The sequence below is a fragment of the Marinobacterium aestuarii genome (genome assembly GCF_001651805.1).
GTDB classification, from domain to species: Bacteria; Pseudomonadota; Gammaproteobacteria; order Pseudomonadales; family Balneatricaceae; genus Marinobacterium_A; species Marinobacterium_A aestuarii.
On the sequence record NZ_CP015839.1, the window covers coordinates 5,033,000 to 5,048,748 of the forward strand.

Annotated in this window: 14 protein-coding genes; 9 read left to right on the forward strand and 5 right to left on the reverse strand. The window is 59.6% G+C overall.

The genetic code is table 11. From position 1 onward, the window contains the following. The first annotated feature begins 33 nt into the window (after positions 1-33). Positions 34-1,563, forward strand: a complete 1,530-nt coding sequence (locus A8C75_RS22125; protein ID WP_067386617.1) for a bifunctional aminoglycoside phosphotransferase/ATP-binding protein — start codon at positions 34-36, stop codon at positions 1,561-1,563. Here the strand turns inward: A8C75_RS22125 and A8C75_RS22130 are convergent. From A8C75_RS22130 to A8C75_RS23480, 3 genes are read right to left on the reverse strand one after another with little or no spacing between them, the layout of a single operon-like run. Beyond that, positions 1,534-2,316, reverse strand: coding sequence for a heme ABC transporter ATP-binding protein (locus A8C75_RS22130; protein ID WP_067386619.1), 783 nt, complete (start codon positions 2,314-2,316; stop codon positions 1,534-1,536). The genes A8C75_RS22125 and A8C75_RS22130 overlap by 30 nt on opposite strands. Beyond that, positions 2,313-3,302, reverse strand: a complete 990-nt coding sequence (locus A8C75_RS22135) for a FecCD family ABC transporter permease (protein WP_067386621.1) — start codon at positions 3,300-3,302, stop codon at positions 2,313-2,315. Before A8C75_RS22135 ends, A8C75_RS22130 begins: the two co-directional genes overlap by 4 nt. Positions 3,303-3,330: 28 nt before the next feature. Next, positions 3,331-4,161, reverse strand: a complete 831-nt coding sequence (locus A8C75_RS23480; RefSeq protein WP_067386622.1) for an energy transducer TonB — start codon at positions 4,159-4,161, stop codon at positions 3,331-3,333. Positions 4,162-4,272: 111 nt separating this feature from the next. On the opposite strand from A8C75_RS23480, the gene A8C75_RS22145 reads away from it, so the two are divergent. Beyond that, complete coding sequence (locus A8C75_RS22145) at positions 4,273-4,587, forward strand: Rieske (2Fe-2S) protein (protein ID WP_067386624.1); 315 nt, start codon at positions 4,273-4,275, stop codon at positions 4,585-4,587. On the opposite strand, the gene sfsA is transcribed toward A8C75_RS22145, so the two are convergent. Next, positions 4,584-5,288, reverse strand: a complete 705-nt coding sequence (gene sfsA, locus A8C75_RS22150) for a DNA/RNA nuclease SfsA (protein ID WP_067386626.1) — start codon at positions 5,286-5,288, stop codon at positions 4,584-4,586. The genes A8C75_RS22145 and sfsA overlap by 4 nt on opposite strands. After that, on the reverse strand, positions 5,288-6,451 hold the full coding sequence (locus tag A8C75_RS22155) for a pyridoxal phosphate-dependent aminotransferase (protein ID WP_067386628.1): 1,164 nt from the start codon (positions 6,449-6,451) through the stop codon (positions 5,288-5,290). The genes sfsA and A8C75_RS22155 overlap by 1 nt, the downstream gene beginning before the upstream one ends. Positions 6,452-6,675: 224 nt before the next feature. On the opposite strand from A8C75_RS22155, the gene dksA reads away from it, so the two are divergent. The 7 genes from dksA (at position 6,676) to folK (ending at position 15,720) form a co-directional block, all read left to right on the forward strand. Further along, positions 6,676-7,104: an RNA polymerase-binding protein DksA gene (gene dksA / locus A8C75_RS22160; RefSeq protein WP_067386630.1), complete on the forward strand. Its 429-nt coding sequence runs from the start codon at positions 6,676-6,678 to the stop codon at positions 7,102-7,104. 53 nt (positions 7,105-7,157) lie between these two features. Further along, positions 7,158-8,078 (forward strand): tRNA glutamyl-Q(34) synthetase GluQRS, encoded by a 921-nt coding sequence (gene gluQRS, locus A8C75_RS22165; RefSeq protein WP_067386632.1) that lies wholly within the window; start codon positions 7,158-7,160, stop codon positions 8,076-8,078. Further along, a complete protein-coding gene (locus tag A8C75_RS23740) occupies positions 8,051-8,227 on the forward strand; it encodes a hypothetical protein (RefSeq protein WP_157890350.1) in 177 nt (58 codons plus the stop codon). Before gluQRS ends, A8C75_RS23740 begins: the two co-directional genes overlap by 28 nt. Continuing rightward, on the forward strand, positions 8,220-11,135 hold the full coding sequence (locus A8C75_RS22170) for an ATP-binding protein (RefSeq protein ID WP_067386634.1): 2,916 nt from the start codon (positions 8,220-8,222) through the stop codon (positions 11,133-11,135). Before A8C75_RS23740 ends, A8C75_RS22170 begins: the two co-directional genes overlap by 8 nt. Before the next feature lie 41 nt (positions 11,136-11,176). Then, on the forward strand, positions 11,177-12,565 hold the full coding sequence (locus A8C75_RS22175; RefSeq protein WP_067386636.1) for a sigma-54-dependent transcriptional regulator: 1,389 nt from the start codon (positions 11,177-11,179) through the stop codon (positions 12,563-12,565). A 1,228-nt stretch (positions 12,566-13,793) separates the two neighbouring features. Next, a complete protein-coding gene (gene pcnB, locus A8C75_RS22180) occupies positions 13,794-15,236 on the forward strand; it encodes a polynucleotide adenylyltransferase PcnB (RefSeq protein WP_067386638.1) in 1,443 nt (480 codons plus the stop codon). A 4-nt stretch (positions 15,237-15,240) separates the two neighbouring features. Beyond that, positions 15,241-15,720: a 2-amino-4-hydroxy-6-hydroxymethyldihydropteridine diphosphokinase gene (gene folK / locus A8C75_RS22185; protein ID WP_227819988.1), complete on the forward strand. Its 480-nt coding sequence runs from the start codon at positions 15,241-15,243 to the stop codon at positions 15,718-15,720. Positions 15,721-15,749: the final 29 nt, after the last annotated feature.

The window sequence follows — 15,749 nt, forward strand, 5'->3', positions numbered from 1 at the left end:
ATTCCTTACCTAATTGCGCGATACCGGGATTCTATGTTTCCTGAATTTATTCAATCACTTTGTGACCCTGCGGCCTACCCGCATCCGACAAAGGATATTCGCGTCATCGAGACGCACATCTCCTGGCTCCTGCTCACCGGCGACTACGCCTACAAGGTGAAGAAGCCGGTCGACTTTGGTTTTCTCGATTTCACCAGCCTGCAGAAGCGACAGCATTTCTGCGAGGAAGAGCTGCGCCTGAATCGACGTCAGTCACCGGACCTCTATCTGGAGGTCGTCGCCATCACAGGTACGCCTCAGCAGCCCTGCATCAACGGCGAAGATGAAGCCTTCGAATACGCCGTGCGCATGCACCAGTTCGATACCGACCTGCGGCTCGATCTGCTGCTGCAGCAGAAACGCTTCGAACCCGACTGGATCGATGCTCTGGCCACCCAGATCGCGCATTTCCACTCGGCGGTCCCGATGGTCGCCTCCGACAGCCCCTGGGGCGAGCCGGAGAATATCTGGGAGCTGGTGTCGGACAACTTCCTGCACCTGCGCGATGTGCTGGACGACCCCGACGACTGGTCCGCGGTGCAGAAGCTGTCACAGCAAACCTCACAGCAGTTCCGCGAACTGACCGACGTTCTGCGCCGGCGCAAGACCGAAGGCCATGTCTGCGAATGCCACGGCGACCTGCATCTGGCCAACATTACGTTGCACAACAACGAACTGCGGCTATTCGACTGCATCGAATTCAATCTGCAGTTCCGCTGGATCGACACCATTTGCGACCTGGCCTTCCTGCTGATGGATCTGGAAGCCAATGGCCAGTTCCGCTGGGCCCACCGCCTGCTAAACCGCTACCTCGAACTCACCGGCGACTACAAGAGCCTCAAGCTGCTCAACTTCTACAAGGCTTACCGCGCCATGGTGCGGGCGAAGGTCGCGATGCTGGGCGAACACCCGGATCTCGAAACCTTTCGCCGCTACCTCAAGCTGGCGCAGCACTATGCCCGCACACCCAAGCCTGCTCTGCTGCTAATGCACGGGCTGTCCGGCAGCGGCAAGAGTTATATCAGCGGCCAGCTGGTGGAACGCATTGATGCCATCCGCATCCGCTCCGATATCGAGCGCAAGCGCCTGTACCGCGAGCTTAGTCTCAAAGGTGGCAAGCTCGACCTCTACGGCCAGGAAATGAACATTCGCACCTACCACCAGCTATTCGATACCACGCGCGAAATGCTGCGCGCCGGTTATTCGGTAGTGGTCGATGCCACTTTCATCCGCCAGCGGCCTCGCACCAGTTACGCTGAACTGGCCACCTCACTGGATCTACCCTTCCGTATTATCAGCTGTCATTGTGAACAGAAGCTGATCGAAGCCCGTCTCAAGCGAAGAAAAGCCAAAGGAGTGGATGCATCCGATGCCGATGTGAGCGTGATGCACCAGCAAAAGAAGATGCAGCACCCGCTGCAGGACGACGAACTGGAGCGCACAGTGGCCGTCTATACCGACGATGATGAAGCCCTGTATCTGCTCACCGACCGGCTAAGGCAGGACGGTGTCATCGGCGAATGACGAACTAAAGCGCGGTACACCCTCTACCAGAGCGACCTCGACACGGACGTCGAACAGCGTGCTCAGGCAGTATGGCGTCATGGTCTCCAGCATGGCTCCCTGCGCCAGTACTCGCCCCTGTTTCAGCAGCAGTACCCGGTCGGCATAACGCGCCGCCAACGCCAGATCATGCAGAATCACCAACACCGCCGCCCCGGCATCCGCCAATGTACGCAACTGCCGCAGGCACAGGTGCTGATGCCTCAAATCCATTGCGCTAACCGGTTCATCCAGCAGCAGCACCGCCGTCTCTTCACCGCACTGCGCCAGCACCCGCGCCAGCTGTACCCGCTGCTGCTCGCCACCGGACAGGCTCAGATAGTTACGCGCTGCCAGCGTCTGCAACTCCAGTCTTTGCAGCCCGCTGCGGCAATGCGCCCGCTCTTCGGCCCGTCCCAGCCCCAGAGGGTAAGCACCCAGCGACACCACGTCCTCGACGCTAAAGGCAAAATCCAGCGGCTGATCCTGGGTCATGACCGCGAGCCTGCGGGCACGTTCAAGTGAATCCATCGAAAGCAACGGCTGATCATTCAGCCGCACGCTGCCCGTATCCGCCCGCTCCAGCCCCGCCAGCACATGCAGCAGGGTCGACTTGCCCGCACCGTTGGGGCCCAGCACGACCGTCAGGGAGCCCGGCGTCAGACTGACATCGACCCTGTCCAGCAGAAAACGGCCACTGCGCTGCACGCTCAAAGCACTCGCCTGCAGCGTCATACGCGCCCCCGCTGCCGGTACAGAATCATCAACAGGAAGAAAGGCCCGCCAATCAGCGCCGTGACGATGCCGATAGGCAGCTCCGCCGGGCTCACCAGCAGCCGTGCCAGAATATCGGCGAGTGTCAGCAAGAGCGCACCGAGCAGCGCCGATAGCGGCAGCAAGGCGCGGTTGTCCGGCCCACACAGCAGCCGCACCAGGTGCGGTACCACCAGGCCGATAAAGCCGATCAAACCGCCAAGGGACACCACAGTACCCACGCCCAGAGCCACCAGCAGTACCAGCCGGCGGCGCAGACGCGATGTGACGACGCCCAGCAAGCGCGCCTGAGATTCTCCCAACAGCAGCAGATTGAGTTGCTGACCCTCGCGCAGCAACAGCAGCAACACAGGTCCACCGATAGCCAGCAGCAAGAGAGCACTGCCCCAGTCGGTGCTGTGCAGGTTCCCCAGTAGCCAGAAGGTCACCTGACGCAACGACAGCTCGTCACTGAAATACTTCATGACACCAATGGCGGCCGCCGCAATGCTGTTCAGGGCAATACCCGCCAGCAGCATGGTCGTCACCGAAACGCCGCGTGGCGTGCGCGCTATGCGCAGCACCAGTGCCGTCACCAGCAAGCCGCCTGCGAATGCTGCCAGCGGCACCAGCACAGGCCCAAAGGGTCCCAGCAGCCAGGCGCCGCCGAAGACCAGTACCGCCACCGCCGCCAGCGCAGCACCGGCACTGATGCCTATCAGGCCGGGGTCAGCCAGCGAATTGCGAAACAGCGCCTGAATGGACGCGCCTGTAATGGCCAGAATGGCGCCCGCCGCCAGCGACATCACCAATCGCGGCAGCCTCAGCTCAAACAGAATCAGCCAGTCCCGCGAGCCCGGCTGCAACAGCGCATCAGACGACAGCGAGACAGGGCCCACCCAGAGGGAAATCAATACCACGGGCAACAACAGCAGCCATAACAGCAGACCCAGCCGGTGCGCGGACATGCATACGCTCGATATCATTGAGTCAGGGTCACTGGTCCAGCCGAAATTGAACCGGGATTCTCACATAGGAGGTCACCGCGACGCCATTGATTCGTGCCGGCAGCAACTGCCAGCCCGAGCCTGCCGCCAGTGCAGCCCTGTCGAGCAGCGGATAACCGGACGATTGCAGCACCTGTGCCGCCGTTACCCGTCCCTGGGTATCCAGATCCAGCCGCAGCAGCACCTCCCCCTCCTGGTCGCGACGCCGTGCCAGTGGCGGATACGCCGGCGGCTGGGGCGGGCTGCGCCAGCTGGCCTGTTGCTGCTCGATCGGTCCATCTGCCTCCTGGGCGCCGGCCAGCGCCGGCGCCACAACTGATGCAGAAGCCGCAGAGGCCGCGCCGCCAGCATCAGCCACCATTGAGTCCGCTATCGGTGCAGGCACAGGATCCGGAAAAGGATCCGGCTCGGGCTGACGCTCGGGTTCAGGTTCGGATACGGGTGGCTGTGGCTGTGGCTGTGGCTGTGGCTGTGGCTGTGGCTGTGGCTGTGGCTGTGGCTGTGGCTGTGCAGTATTTTTGACGGGAGCGGCAGTGCTCGCAAGCGCTCTTGCTGACTCTATTGCAGGCGCAGGTTCTGGCGTTGGCGCTGGCTGCAGCGGCATATCTTCAGGCGCCGGAGCCACTACCGCGTCCGGGGCTGGCGCCGCCATCTGTATCTGAATATGTGACTCGCCGGCAGTACGCCCCCTGGTTGCGCCCGCACTGGGGCCGTCCCCCGACGCCAGCCAGGAGGCGGCCAGCAGAAGGTGTGCCGCGCCCGAGAGCAGCAGCATCAGCAACAAGGGGCTCAGTGTCTTGCGGGGTATCGGGCCTTGCACGCAGGTTCCGGCTCTCTTAGCATTCGTGGATGCGCATTATAGAGGCCGACCGCCCCACTGTGGGTGAAGAGGCCTCAAGTCTGCGTTATCCCCGCTCACTTTGGATTCAATATGACTGTCCTTTGCAACATCAGCGAGATTCCGGCCCAGAGTGCCCGCGGCTTTACCCTGGATGGCCGCGCACTGGTTGCCGTACACCATAACGGTCGTTTTTTCGTCTACGAGAACCGCTGCCCCCATCGAGGTGTCGAGCTCGAATGGCAGCCCGACCAGTTTTTCGACTTTGAAGGCAACTATATTCAGTGCGCCACCCACGGTGCCCTGTTCAAGATAGACACCGGCGAATGTATCGCCGGCCCCTGCAACGGTCAGGCGCTCAACCAGGTGGCATTCAGTCAGATAGACTGCCAGATAGTGCTGCTCTAGAGCACGATCTCAAGCCGGCGACTCAGCACCAGCTCATCAGGTGTCGGCATGGCGCCATAAGCTAACAGCTCCACGCCGCCATCACGCGCCTCACGCAATAACCGCCCGTAGGCCGGATCTATCGCATCGGCAGGCCGTACCCGCTCGATACCGCCGTGGGGCACACAGAACAGCAGCACCGCCCGCACACCCTGGCGGGCCAGCAGCATCAGTTCTCGCAGATGCTTTTGCCCGCGCAGCGTCACCGCATCGGGAAAACTGCCCCAGCCATCCGCTTCGAGCAGGGTCACGTTCTTGACCTCAATCCAGGCATCGGCAACGGCGCCCTCACTGAGCACCAGATCAATGCGGCTGCGCTCTTCGCCATAGGGCACTTCCTGGCGAATACTGCGATAGCCGGCCAGCTCCTCAATCCGGCCCTGCTCAATGGCTTCGCGCACCAGCGCATTGGCACGCCCGGTATTGATTGAGGCCAGATGACGCCCTTCCACCTCCACCAGCTCCCAGCCAAGCGGATATTTACGTTTGGGGTTGCCGGAATCCAGCAGCCAGACCCGACTGCCAGGCTCGGCACAGTTGCGCATGGAACCGGTATTGGGGCAGTGCACCGTGACGCAGCGCCCATCCGACAACTCAACGTCGGCCAGAAAACGCTTGTAGCGGCGCAGCAGGCGCCCTTCTATCAGATCGGTCAGCTGCATCAGCGGGCCAGCCGCCGGCGCAGACGCTCCAGCCCGAGTTCAATGCGTTCAAGACTGGTGGTATAGGAAAAACGGATAAAGTCATTGGCCCGGTACTGACCAAAATCCAGCCCCGGCGTCACGGCCAGATACTCGGATTCAAGCAGGTCCCAGCAGAACTCGAAGGCATTGTCGGTCAGATGACTGACATCGGCGTACACGTAAAAAGCCCCCTCGGGCGCTACCGGCACGCCCAGCCCCAGCTCGCGCAAACCACAGACAAGGCGATCACGCCGGGCGCCAAATTCATGCCGACGGGCTTCCAGAATAGCCAGGGTTTCGGGCTTGAAGGCCGCCAGAGCCGCATGCTGCGATACCGTCGAGGGCGAGATGTAGAGGTTTTGCGCCAGCTTCTCCAGCTCCGGCACCGCCTGCTCCGGTGCGACTATCCAGCCGAGTCGCCAGCCAGTCATGCCAAAGTATTTCGAGAAACTGTTAATCACGAAAGCATCGGGCTCCACCTGCAATACCGTCGGCGCATCGAAACCATAGGTCAGACCGTGGTACAGCTCATCCACCACCAGGTGACCACCCTGCTGCCGTACCACCTCGGCCAGCGCCGCCAGCTCGGCGGCATTCAGCACCGACCCCGTCGGATTGGCCGGCGATGCCAGCAGTACACCGGCGGTCTCGCTGTGCCAGTGCTGCCTGACCTGCGCCGGCGTAAGCTGGAAGTTGCAATCGGCATCCACCGGAATGAGCTGGGCTCGGGCCTCGATCAGGCGCAGAAACTGCCGGTTACAGGGGTAACCCGGGTCACTCATCATGAATGTCTGGCCGGGGTTGGCCAGCAGCGCAAACACCATCAGCAGGGCACCGGAGGCTCCCGCGGTAACAATGATCCGCTGCGGCGCTATATCCAGGCCGTAGCGCTGCTGATAAAAGCCGGCGATCGCCTCGCGCAGCTCAGGAATGCCTGTTGCCGGCGTGTACTGGGTGTGCCCCTGCTCGATTGCCACTCGAGCTGCCTGGGCTATAGGTGCGGCGGTCGGAAAGTCAGGTTCCCCCACCTCCATATGCACCACATCATGCCCCAGGGTTTCCAGTTCGCGGGCACGTTTGAGCAAATCCATCACCTTGAAGGATTCGATATCACCAACCCGGTCACTCCAGCGCGCTGTCATCGGCGTCTGCTCCTCGGCCTAAAAGCGCGGGATTATACCGCCACGAGCGCCCTGTGGCGCTAGCGCGACTGCACTGGCTAATTTGGTTATAAAGGCTAGCCTATTGAAAAGGGTTCTGGTAACTTCGTCGCCTTCCAGTGCCGGCGCTTGCACGGCTTTAGGCAGAAGGGATAACCGAACCGGACTTTGACAGTTCGGAGAACTCGGAGACGTGAGGCAAGACTATGCCAACTAATGATTCTCAGTTTACGCACTTTAAGCCCTACGATCTTGGTACGGGCGAAGAGTATATGTGCGATGCTCATCGCGAGCATTTTCGACAGATTCTGAATGCCTGGAAACGGCAGCTGATGGAGGAAGTCGACAGCACTATCCATCATCTGCAGGAAGAAGCATCCAACTTTGCCGATCCCAGCGACCGCGCCAGCCAGGAAGAGGAATTCAGCCTCGAACTGCGTACCCGCGACCGCGAGCGCAAGCTGATCCGCAAGATTGACGAAGCGGTTGAGCGCATTGATGATGACGAATACGGTTTCTGCGATGCCTGCGGTATCGAAATCGGCATCCGTCGCCTTGAAGCACGCCCCACCGCAACGCTTTGCATCGATTGCAAAACGTTGGCAGAAATCAAGGAAAAGCAGCTCGGCGGCTGACCCTTCCTGAACCGGCCGCTGCGGCGGCCGGAAACGGCGTAGGACCCTGACCCTTGCGCTATATCGGACGTTTCGCTCCATCCCCCACAGGTCCGCTTCATTTCGGCTCACTGCTGGCAGCCCTTGCCAGTTATGCAGATGCTCGTGCCCACCAGGGCCTGTGGCATGTCCGTATCGAAGACCTGGACCCTCCCCGCGAACAACCTGGCGCCAGCGCCCTGATTCTATCGACCCTGGAAGCCTTCGGTTTCGACTGGGACGGTGATGTGCTGTACCAAAGTCAGCGCAGCGCACTCTATCGCCATGCCATTGATCAGCTGGAACAGAATCAGCAGGCCTATCGCTGCGGCTGTTCGCGCAAACAGATTTTCAACCGCAGCGGCACTAACCGTTACGATGGCCACTGCCTCGCCCAACACCCGCCCGCAACAATGGCCTGCGCCATGCGTACGCGCTGTGAAGTCGGTGCTATTGAACTGCTGGATGCCATTCAGGGCGAACACCCTTATAACCTGACAAAGGATCACGGCGACTTCGTGATCCGGCGCCGCGATGGGCTCTTTGCCTACCAGCTGGCGGTGGCGGTGGATGACGCCGCCCAGGCCATCACCCATGTGGTTCGCGGCAGTGATCTGCTCGATGAGACGCCCTGTCAGATTCAGCTGCAGCGCTATCTGGGTTATACCCGACCGGCCTATGCCCATATTCCGGTGGCGACAACCGCCAGCGGCCAGAAACTCAGCAAGCAAAGCCATGCTCCGGCACTGGATGCTACTAACCCCGTTCCGGCACTGATCGCCGCACTTGAGTTTCTGGGCCAGCGCCCGGCTACTGGGCTGCGTGATGCCAGTAGCGCCGAGCTGTTGCGATGGGCCGTGGAACACTGGAATATGGATGCAATCCCCAAAACCCGCGGATTGCCGTGGTCCGCAGGCGAAGGAGACCTATGTATCTGCACCGCACCGCCCTGTTAATGATTATTGGCTTTTACCTGGCCGGCCCGCTGCTGCTCGACTGGTGGCTACAGCCCGACGCCCACTGGTACCGGCCTTTTATTATCTGGCTGGTGCTGATCGCCCTGAGCTGGTTTATAGATATGCGACGGGGTCATCAGGATGTTTAGTATTCATGCTCTTTTCATTGCCGGCGTCAGTTACCTGCTGCTGCTGTTTGGCGCCGCCTATCTGACCGAACAGGGGAAGCTGCCCCGACGCCTGGTACGCCACCCCCTGGTACATGCACTATCACTGGGTATCTATACCAGTGTCTGGACCTACTATGGCATCTTCGGCATTGTGCAGGATGCCGGCATCACCTATCTGACCTCCTACCTGGGCGCCACCCTGGCCTTTGTACTGGCGCCGGCCATCATGGTGCCAATACTGCGGATTGCCCGCACCCACCAACTCAGCTCGCTGGCCGACCTGTTTTCGTTTCGCTTTCGCAGCGGCCCGGTTGGCACCCTGACGTCCTTGCTGGTCGTCGCCGCCACCCTGCCGCTGATTGCGATCCAGATCCAGGCGGTGGCCGACTCACTCTACCTGCTCAATAATGATGCCCCGCGTGATCTTATCGCCGCCACTTTCTGCGCCGTTATGGCGCTGTTCGCAATCCTGTTCGGCGCCCGCCATGCCTCGCTGCGCAACCGCAATAACGGCCTTGTGGTCGCCATGGCGGTGGAGTCCCTGGTCAAGCTGGTCGCTCTGCTGACCATTGCCGGGTACGCCCTGTTTAGCATTTTCGGCGGCCCCAGCGGGCTGGAGCAATGGCTGACGGACAATCCCGCCGCGCTGCAGCGCATTCAGCACATCCCGGAGAACGAGAACTGGAACACCCTGCTGCTGGCGTTTTTCGCCACCACCATTGTCATGCCGCACATGTTCCACCTGGCGTTCACCGAAAACTCGTCCGCCCTGAGCCTGCAGAAGGCCTCCTGGCTGATGCCGCTGTACCTGTTTTTGATGGCGATAACGGTGCCCATTATTGTCTGGGCCGGTATCAAGCTTGAAGCCACCAACGTAACCGAATACCTGGTGCTCAATATAGGCGTGGTGCTGGACTCACGTACCCTGACCCTGCTGGCCTTTCTCGGCGGCCTGTCGGCGGCCAGCGGCGTCATTATTGTTGCTACTGTGTCCATGGCCTCGATGCTGCAGAACCACCTGCTGCTCCCTATCACGCGGGTGCCGGACAATGTGCGTTTCTACAACTGGCTGCTGTGGCTGCGACGCATCCTCATTCTGGTGCTGATGAGCGCCAGCTACCTGTTTTACACTCTGCTGGCGCGGCCAGAAACCCTGTATTTGCTCGGTCTGATCGCCTTTATTTCCTTTCTGCAGTTTCTGCCCGGCCTGCTCGCGACCCTGTTCTGGGCCGGCATCAACCGCTGGGGCTTTGTGCTGGGCCTCTGTACCGGTACCGGTTGCTGGCTGCTGACCATGCTGTTGCCGATGCTGCTGGATCAGAATATCAGTGTGCTGGACTTCGACATCAATACCGATGACTGGCATCAGTCGGCGGTACTTTCCCTGTTGCTCAACTGCGTTGTACTGGTGGTGACATCGCGCCTGCTTCCCACCGGCGAAGAAGAACGCAAGGCCGCCGATGCCTGCATGCTGAATGTCATGCAGCAACCCATGGGCATTCGCCTCAACGCCACCCGGGTGGAAGACTTCGAGGCTCTGCTGCGCCCGCGCTTTGGCGCAGAAACGGCGCAGCGCGAGCTGCAAAGCGCCATCGCCCAGCTGGGTATCAACTATGAGGTTCTGTCACCGCTGGACCTGTTGCGCCTGCGCACTCAGCTGGAGCAGCACCTGTCCGGCCTGGTCGGGCCGGTAGAAGCCGCCACCATTCTGGAACCGCTGGATCGACAGGATCCGATCGAGGGCTTCAGGGCCCGCGATGTGCATTTGCTGGAATCGCAGCTCGAGCAGTACCACCAGCGCCTAGGGGGCCTGGCGGCGGAACTCGACGAACTGCGGCGCTACCACCGCCTGACGCTGCAAAAATTGCCCGTAGGCGTCTGCACCCTGGACAGCGATGGTCGCATCCTGTTCTGGAACGCGGAAATCGAACACTACACAGGCCTGTCCGTCGACGATGTCCTGACCTGGCGCCCCGCCTCGCTGCCGTCCCCCTGGGGTGAACTCTTCACCCGTTTTACCGAAGGAGATCAGTCACACCTGGAGAGCCAGAAGCTGGTCGTGCAGGGACAGCCGCGCTGGTTCAGCCTGCACAAGGCTCAGCTCAATGAGCAAAAAGCCCATGCAGGCATGGTGATATTGCTGGAAGACGAGTCCGATACCCTGATGCTGGCCGACAAGCTGGCACACAATGAGCGCCTGGCCTCCATCGGGCGCTTCGCCGCAGGCGTGGCCCACGAAATCGGCAACCCGGTGACCGGCATCGCCTGCCTGGCACAGAACCTGAAATTTGAGACCGAGAGTCCGCTGGTACTCGAATCCGGCGAGCAGATTCTGGATCAGACCAAACGTATCAGCCGTATAGTGCAGTCTCTGGTCCGGTTTGCCCATACGGGCCGCCAGGATCACAGCACTCAGCACGACCCCGTCGATATCTATGCCTGTATCACCGAAGCCATCCAGCTAGTCTCGCTCGACACCCGAGGCAGGCACCAGCGCTATCAAAATGACGTGCCGCCGGCATTGCAGGTTGTGGGGGACATGCAGCAACTGCTGCAGATTTTCGTTAACCTGCTTAACAATGCCTGCGACGCGTCGCCGGAGCAGGGACTGATCAGCATCAGCGCCGAGCGGGAAGACGAAAAGGTCATCATCCGCATGCTCGACGAAGGCAGCGGCATCCCGGCCGAATTGCAGGACCGACTGTTTGAGCCGTTTTTCACCACCAAGGACCCCGGCAAGGGAACCGGACTGGGTTTAGCCTTGGTCTACAATATTATCGAAGAACACTATGGTAATATCGAGATACTCAGCCCTGCCAACAAGAAACAGAATAAAGGCACTCTAGTGGTAATCACCTTACCTGGACTTCCGCCGTCCGAGCTTTGACGCGCGCCATGTCCTGTACGTAGGAACCAAGGTCGAACCGAATGAGCCGTATTCTGATTGTTGAAGATGAAACGATAATCCGTACAGCCCTGCGCCGCCTGCTTGAACGTCACGACTACCAGGTCGATGATGCGGGCTCCGTTGACGAAGCCACCAGCCGCTTCAAACTGCAGGATTACAACGTAATTATCAGTGACCTGCGCCTGCCTGGCGCTCCGGGCACCGAACTGATCCCGCTGGCCAAACAGGTGCCAGTACTCATCATGACCAGCTATGCCAGCCTGCGCTCCGCCGTAGACGCCATGAAGCTGGGCGCTGTCGATTACATCGCCAAGCCGTTTGATCATGACGAAATGCTGCGCACCATCGAGAATGTGCTGAACCGCAAGGTCGCGGCCACCGATGCCAGCCCCGCCGCACCCGCCAAAGGCAGCAAGAGCGAACTGCTGGGTTCCTGCCCGCCCATGCAGGAGCTGCTGAGCCGAATCGACAAGGTCGCCCGTACCGATGCCACTGTGCTGGTGCTGGGTGAATCCGGTACCGGCAAGGAACTGGTGGCCCGCGCCATTCACGAGCAGAGCGACAGAGCCAAGGCGCCGCTGATCTCGGTGAACTGCGCCTCCATCCCCGACACCCTGATCGAGTCCGAGCTGTTCGGCCACGAAAAAGGCGCCTTCACCGGCGCCAACAGTGCACGCAGCGGCCTGATCGAAGCGGCCAATGGCGGCACCCTCTTCCTTGACGAAATCGGCGAACTGCCGCTCGAAGCACAGGCCCGACTGCTGCGTTTCCTGCAGGAAAGTGAAATCCGTCGCGTCGGTGCCGTCCACTCAACCCAGGTCAATGTGCGCCTTGTCGCGGCAACACATCGCAACCTGAAGGAAATGGCCCGCAACGGCGACTTCCGTGAGGACCTCTATTACCGCCTCTATGTTATGGAGCTGCGCATGCCGCCGCTGCGTGATCGCGGCAATGACATCGTTATACTCGCCAACCGCTTCCTGCAACGGGCCTGTACCAAGATGGGCCTGGCAACGGCACGATTCAGCGAAGGTACAATGGAGGCCATGACCCAGTATCACTGGCCCGGCAACGTGCGTGAACTGGAAAACGCCATCGAGCGAGCACTGATACTGGCAGATGACCTGCTGATCACCACCGAACTGCTCGGCCTCGACCTGGAGCCCGCCTCTAAGCTGCATCAGTTTGAGCGCAGCTACGCCTACTCGTCGGGCGAAACCGCCAACGCCGGCAACAGGCGCGAGCCCCAGACAGGCCTGTCGCTGGACGACTATTTTCAGCGCTTCGTGCTGGAAAACCAGAACCGCATGAGCGAAACAGACCTGGCCAAGAAGCTGGGTGTCAGCCGCAAGTGCCTGTGGGAAAGACGCCAGAAGCTTGGCATACCGCGAAAAAGTCGCAGCAAGTAACGCATGGGTCGCGCTGCGGTAACAAAGTGTTACCGCAAAGGTGTTACCTACAGACCCATAGCCCCACACCAGACGTTCCCTGAGGTAACAAAACGTTGTTACCTTGCGATATTGGAAGCAACAAAAAAACAAATATTCGATACAAAACAACAAGTTAAAAAATATGGCACAGGCTCTGCATTCTATATAGCCATAGAAAAACAAGAATAAGAAACAACAAGAAGAAAAATATTTACCGGCGACACCTCCAGAATAAAAATAACTGCGGAGGTTTCGTACGAGTAGCCCGCCTCTAACAAAAATAATAAATGAGGCCTGCGCTGATCACCGAACAATGCCATCTGGATCTCGATCCTAGTACCTGAATAAAAATAACACCAGGTCATGATGTCACTGTCAGGTGGTCAGCCACCCATCTCCTTTACCAGAACCTCCTCGAATACCCTCTGTTCACCCATACCGATCCTGTACAGCCCCTACCAGCCCTTTAGCTACTGTTCTATCTGCCTTCGCCGTCACAGCTCACTACTTTTCACTGCGTTCTGTTATCACGAATCCTGCCTGCAGCGTCTCTGAATTCTCCCAGGTCCTTCTTTATAGCTGCTCCGACACTTACGCAGCATGCCCTGTCCTTCGGACCATCCCATCGTCATGCCGTCGTCACGTGAAAGCAGCTGTCTGGGCCTGGAAAAAAGGTCCTGGACCCCACTGTCACTTTGTCGGGCTGTTACCCTGCTACCCATAAAAGTGCTACCCAAGCGTTCCAAAAGGTAACACTTTGGCGTTGCCCGCCGCACACCAATGACTCGATAAAATAAACAAACCGTTTAAAACCATAATGTTACGAAAACTGGCACAATGAATGCTCTATTACTGGCCAGAACAACAACACTGTTACCTGCCACGCCCGACTAACAATAAAAATAAATTCGGTCAGGCTCCCAGGTAATCTACCTCGAATAAAAATAACACCGAGGTCTGTAGCTGACTGCCGTGCGTTGTCACGAAGGTCCCCAAACCCTAGATTCGGAATCGCACTGCCTGAATAAAAATAAGTTACAGGTTGCGTTCTAATCACGGTGGTCAGCTAAACCATCTCTTTTTCCGTCATCCCTCCGATCCGCCAATCCCGCTTAGCATCTCACCAAACGGCCACTCTTATACTGAGCCGGCAAGAGTGATATGATGCGCCACTTCCACCGCCTGGGCGAACAAAAAACAAACACTTATGGATATGAGCCTGTTCATAGCCGCGGCTATTGCGGTTATCCTTATTGGCGCCACCCTGCTACTGCGTAGAAGATATATGGCACCCAAGCTGGATACTGATGACAAGTCTGCCTCTGACGGCAGCACGCTTGAATGCGTCATCACCCGAGACATACATAACATCCCCCGCCAGCACCTCGATGAGAATGCGCTGAAAGTCGTGCATCGCCTCAACGATGACGGCCATGAAGCCTATCTCGTGGGCGGCTGCATACGCGATATTCTGCTGGGTCTGCGTCCCAAGGATTTTGATGTTGCCACCTCCGCCACGCCGGAACAGGCCGAGGAGCTGTTTCGCCGCTCGCGTCTGATCGGTCGGCGCTTCAAGCTGGTGCATGTGCGCTTTGGCCGCGAAGTGATCGAAGTTGCGACCTTCCGTGCCGGACATGACACTGAAGACCGCAACGAAGATGGCCAGGATGGTCGCCAGGCCGCCAGTGGCATGATTCTGCGTGATAATGTCTATGGCACCTTGCGTGAAGATGCGCTGCGTCGCGACTTCACCATCAACGCGCTCTATTACTCGGCCCAGGATCACAGCGTCCACGACTTCGCCGGTGGTTACCGCGATATCGGTCACAAGGTCATTCGCATGATCGGCGATCCGGCCTCGCGCTACCGCGAAGACCCGGTGCGCATGCTGCGCGCGGTGCGCTTTGCCGCCAAGCTGAGTTTCGAGATCGAACCTGCCACCGCCACACCCATCCACCAGCTGGCCCCGCTGCTGCGAGACATTCCCGCCGCCCGCATGTTTGATGAAGTACTCAAGCTGCTGCAGTCGGGCCACGGTGTTGCCGCTTACAAGCAGATGCAGACCTACGGTCTGTTCGAGCAACTGTTCCCGCAGGTTCAGGATGCGATTGAGCGCGGCCCTGCTGCCGGCATGCCGGTGGAGGAGCTGATTCTCAAGGCACTGCGCAATACCGACCGTCGACTGGAGCAGGGCAAGAGCGTCACGCCTGCATTCCTGTTTGCCGCACTGCTGTGGTATCCGATGCAGCTACGCCTGAACAGCCTGATGAAGGAAGGTCGCTTGCCGCCATTACCGGCGCTGCATGAAGCCGCCAATGAGGTTATAGCCGCCCAGATTCGCCAAATCGCGATACCGCGCCGCTTTTCCACTCCGCTGCGCGAAATCTGGGAGCTGCAGTTGCGACTGCCCAAGCGTCAGGGCGGCCGTGCCGAACGCCTGATGGAACACCCACGCTTCAGGGCGGCCTATGATCTGCTGCTGCTGCGCGAATCCAGCGGTGAGGACCTCGGCGGTCTGAGCCAGTGGTGGACCGACTATCAGGGCGCCAATGGCGATGATCGCGAGACACTGCAGGAAGACCTCGCCCCCAGCGTCGCCAAACCCCGCAAGCGCCGGCGCAAGCCCCGCAGCCGTCCGCACGATGCCTGAAGCCATGCGCTGTTATATTGGCCTTGGCAGTAATCTGGACAGCCCGCAACAGCATGTTGCCCGCGCGCTGGAGGAACTTGCAATCCTGCCCGACACACGGCTGCTGACCCATTCAAGCCTGTATCGTTCGGCTCCCATGGGGCCGCAGGATCAGCCGGATTATATCAACGCTGTCGCACTGCTCGAGTCGACGCTGGATGCTCACCGCCTGCTGGATGAACTCCAGGCACTGGAGCAACAACACAGGCGTGTACGGCTGGAGCATTGGGGGCCACGCACGCTCGACCTTGATCTGCTGCTCTATGGCGACCAGCTGATCCAGAGCAAGCGACTGTCGGTACCGCATCCGGGCTTGCCCGAACGTAACTTCGTGCTCTGGCCACTGAGTGAAATAGCCCCTGAATTGCAACTGCCCGGCGGACGTTCGCTGGCAGCGCTGTTATCTGAATGCCCTATAGGCACACTGGAACGGATCTCGTTATAATCCGGAACCGTTGAAGTCAAACGAAAAGC

Excerpts from the sequence above, each read along its gene's own strand:
- A8C75_RS22125 (WP_067386617.1), top strand. The coding sequence starts at position 34 with ATGTTTCCTGAATTTATTCAATCACTTTGTGACCCTGCGGCCTACCCG.
- A8C75_RS22130 (WP_067386619.1), bottom strand. The coding sequence starts at position 2,316 with ATGACGCTGCAGGCGAGTGCTTTGAGCGTGCAGCGCAGTGGCCGTTTT.
- A8C75_RS22135 (WP_067386621.1), bottom strand. The coding sequence starts at position 3,302 with ATGTCCGCGCACCGGCTGGGTCTGCTGTTATGGCTGCTGTTGTTGCCC.
- A8C75_RS22145 (WP_067386624.1), top strand. The coding sequence starts at position 4,273 with ATGACTGTCCTTTGCAACATCAGCGAGATTCCGGCCCAGAGTGCCCGC.
- sfsA (WP_067386626.1), bottom strand. The coding sequence starts at position 5,288 with ATGCAGCTGACCGATCTGATAGAAGGGCGCCTGCTGCGCCGCTACAAG.
- A8C75_RS22155 (WP_067386628.1), bottom strand. The coding sequence starts at position 6,451 with ATGACAGCGCGCTGGAGTGACCGGGTTGGTGATATCGAATCCTTCAAG.
- dksA (WP_067386630.1), top strand. The coding sequence starts at position 6,676 with ATGCCAACTAATGATTCTCAGTTTACGCACTTTAAGCCCTACGATCTT.
- A8C75_RS23740 (WP_157890350.1), top strand. The coding sequence starts at position 8,051 with ATGTATCTGCACCGCACCGCCCTGTTAATGATTATTGGCTTTTACCTG.
- A8C75_RS22170 (WP_067386634.1), top strand. The coding sequence starts at position 8,220 with ATGTTTAGTATTCATGCTCTTTTCATTGCCGGCGTCAGTTACCTGCTG.
- A8C75_RS22175 (WP_067386636.1), top strand. The coding sequence starts at position 11,177 with ATGAGCCGTATTCTGATTGTTGAAGATGAAACGATAATCCGTACAGCC.
- pcnB (WP_067386638.1), top strand. The coding sequence starts at position 13,794 with ATGGATATGAGCCTGTTCATAGCCGCGGCTATTGCGGTTATCCTTATT.
- folK (WP_227819988.1), top strand. The coding sequence starts at position 15,241 with ATGCGCTGTTATATTGGCCTTGGCAGTAATCTGGACAGCCCGCAACAG.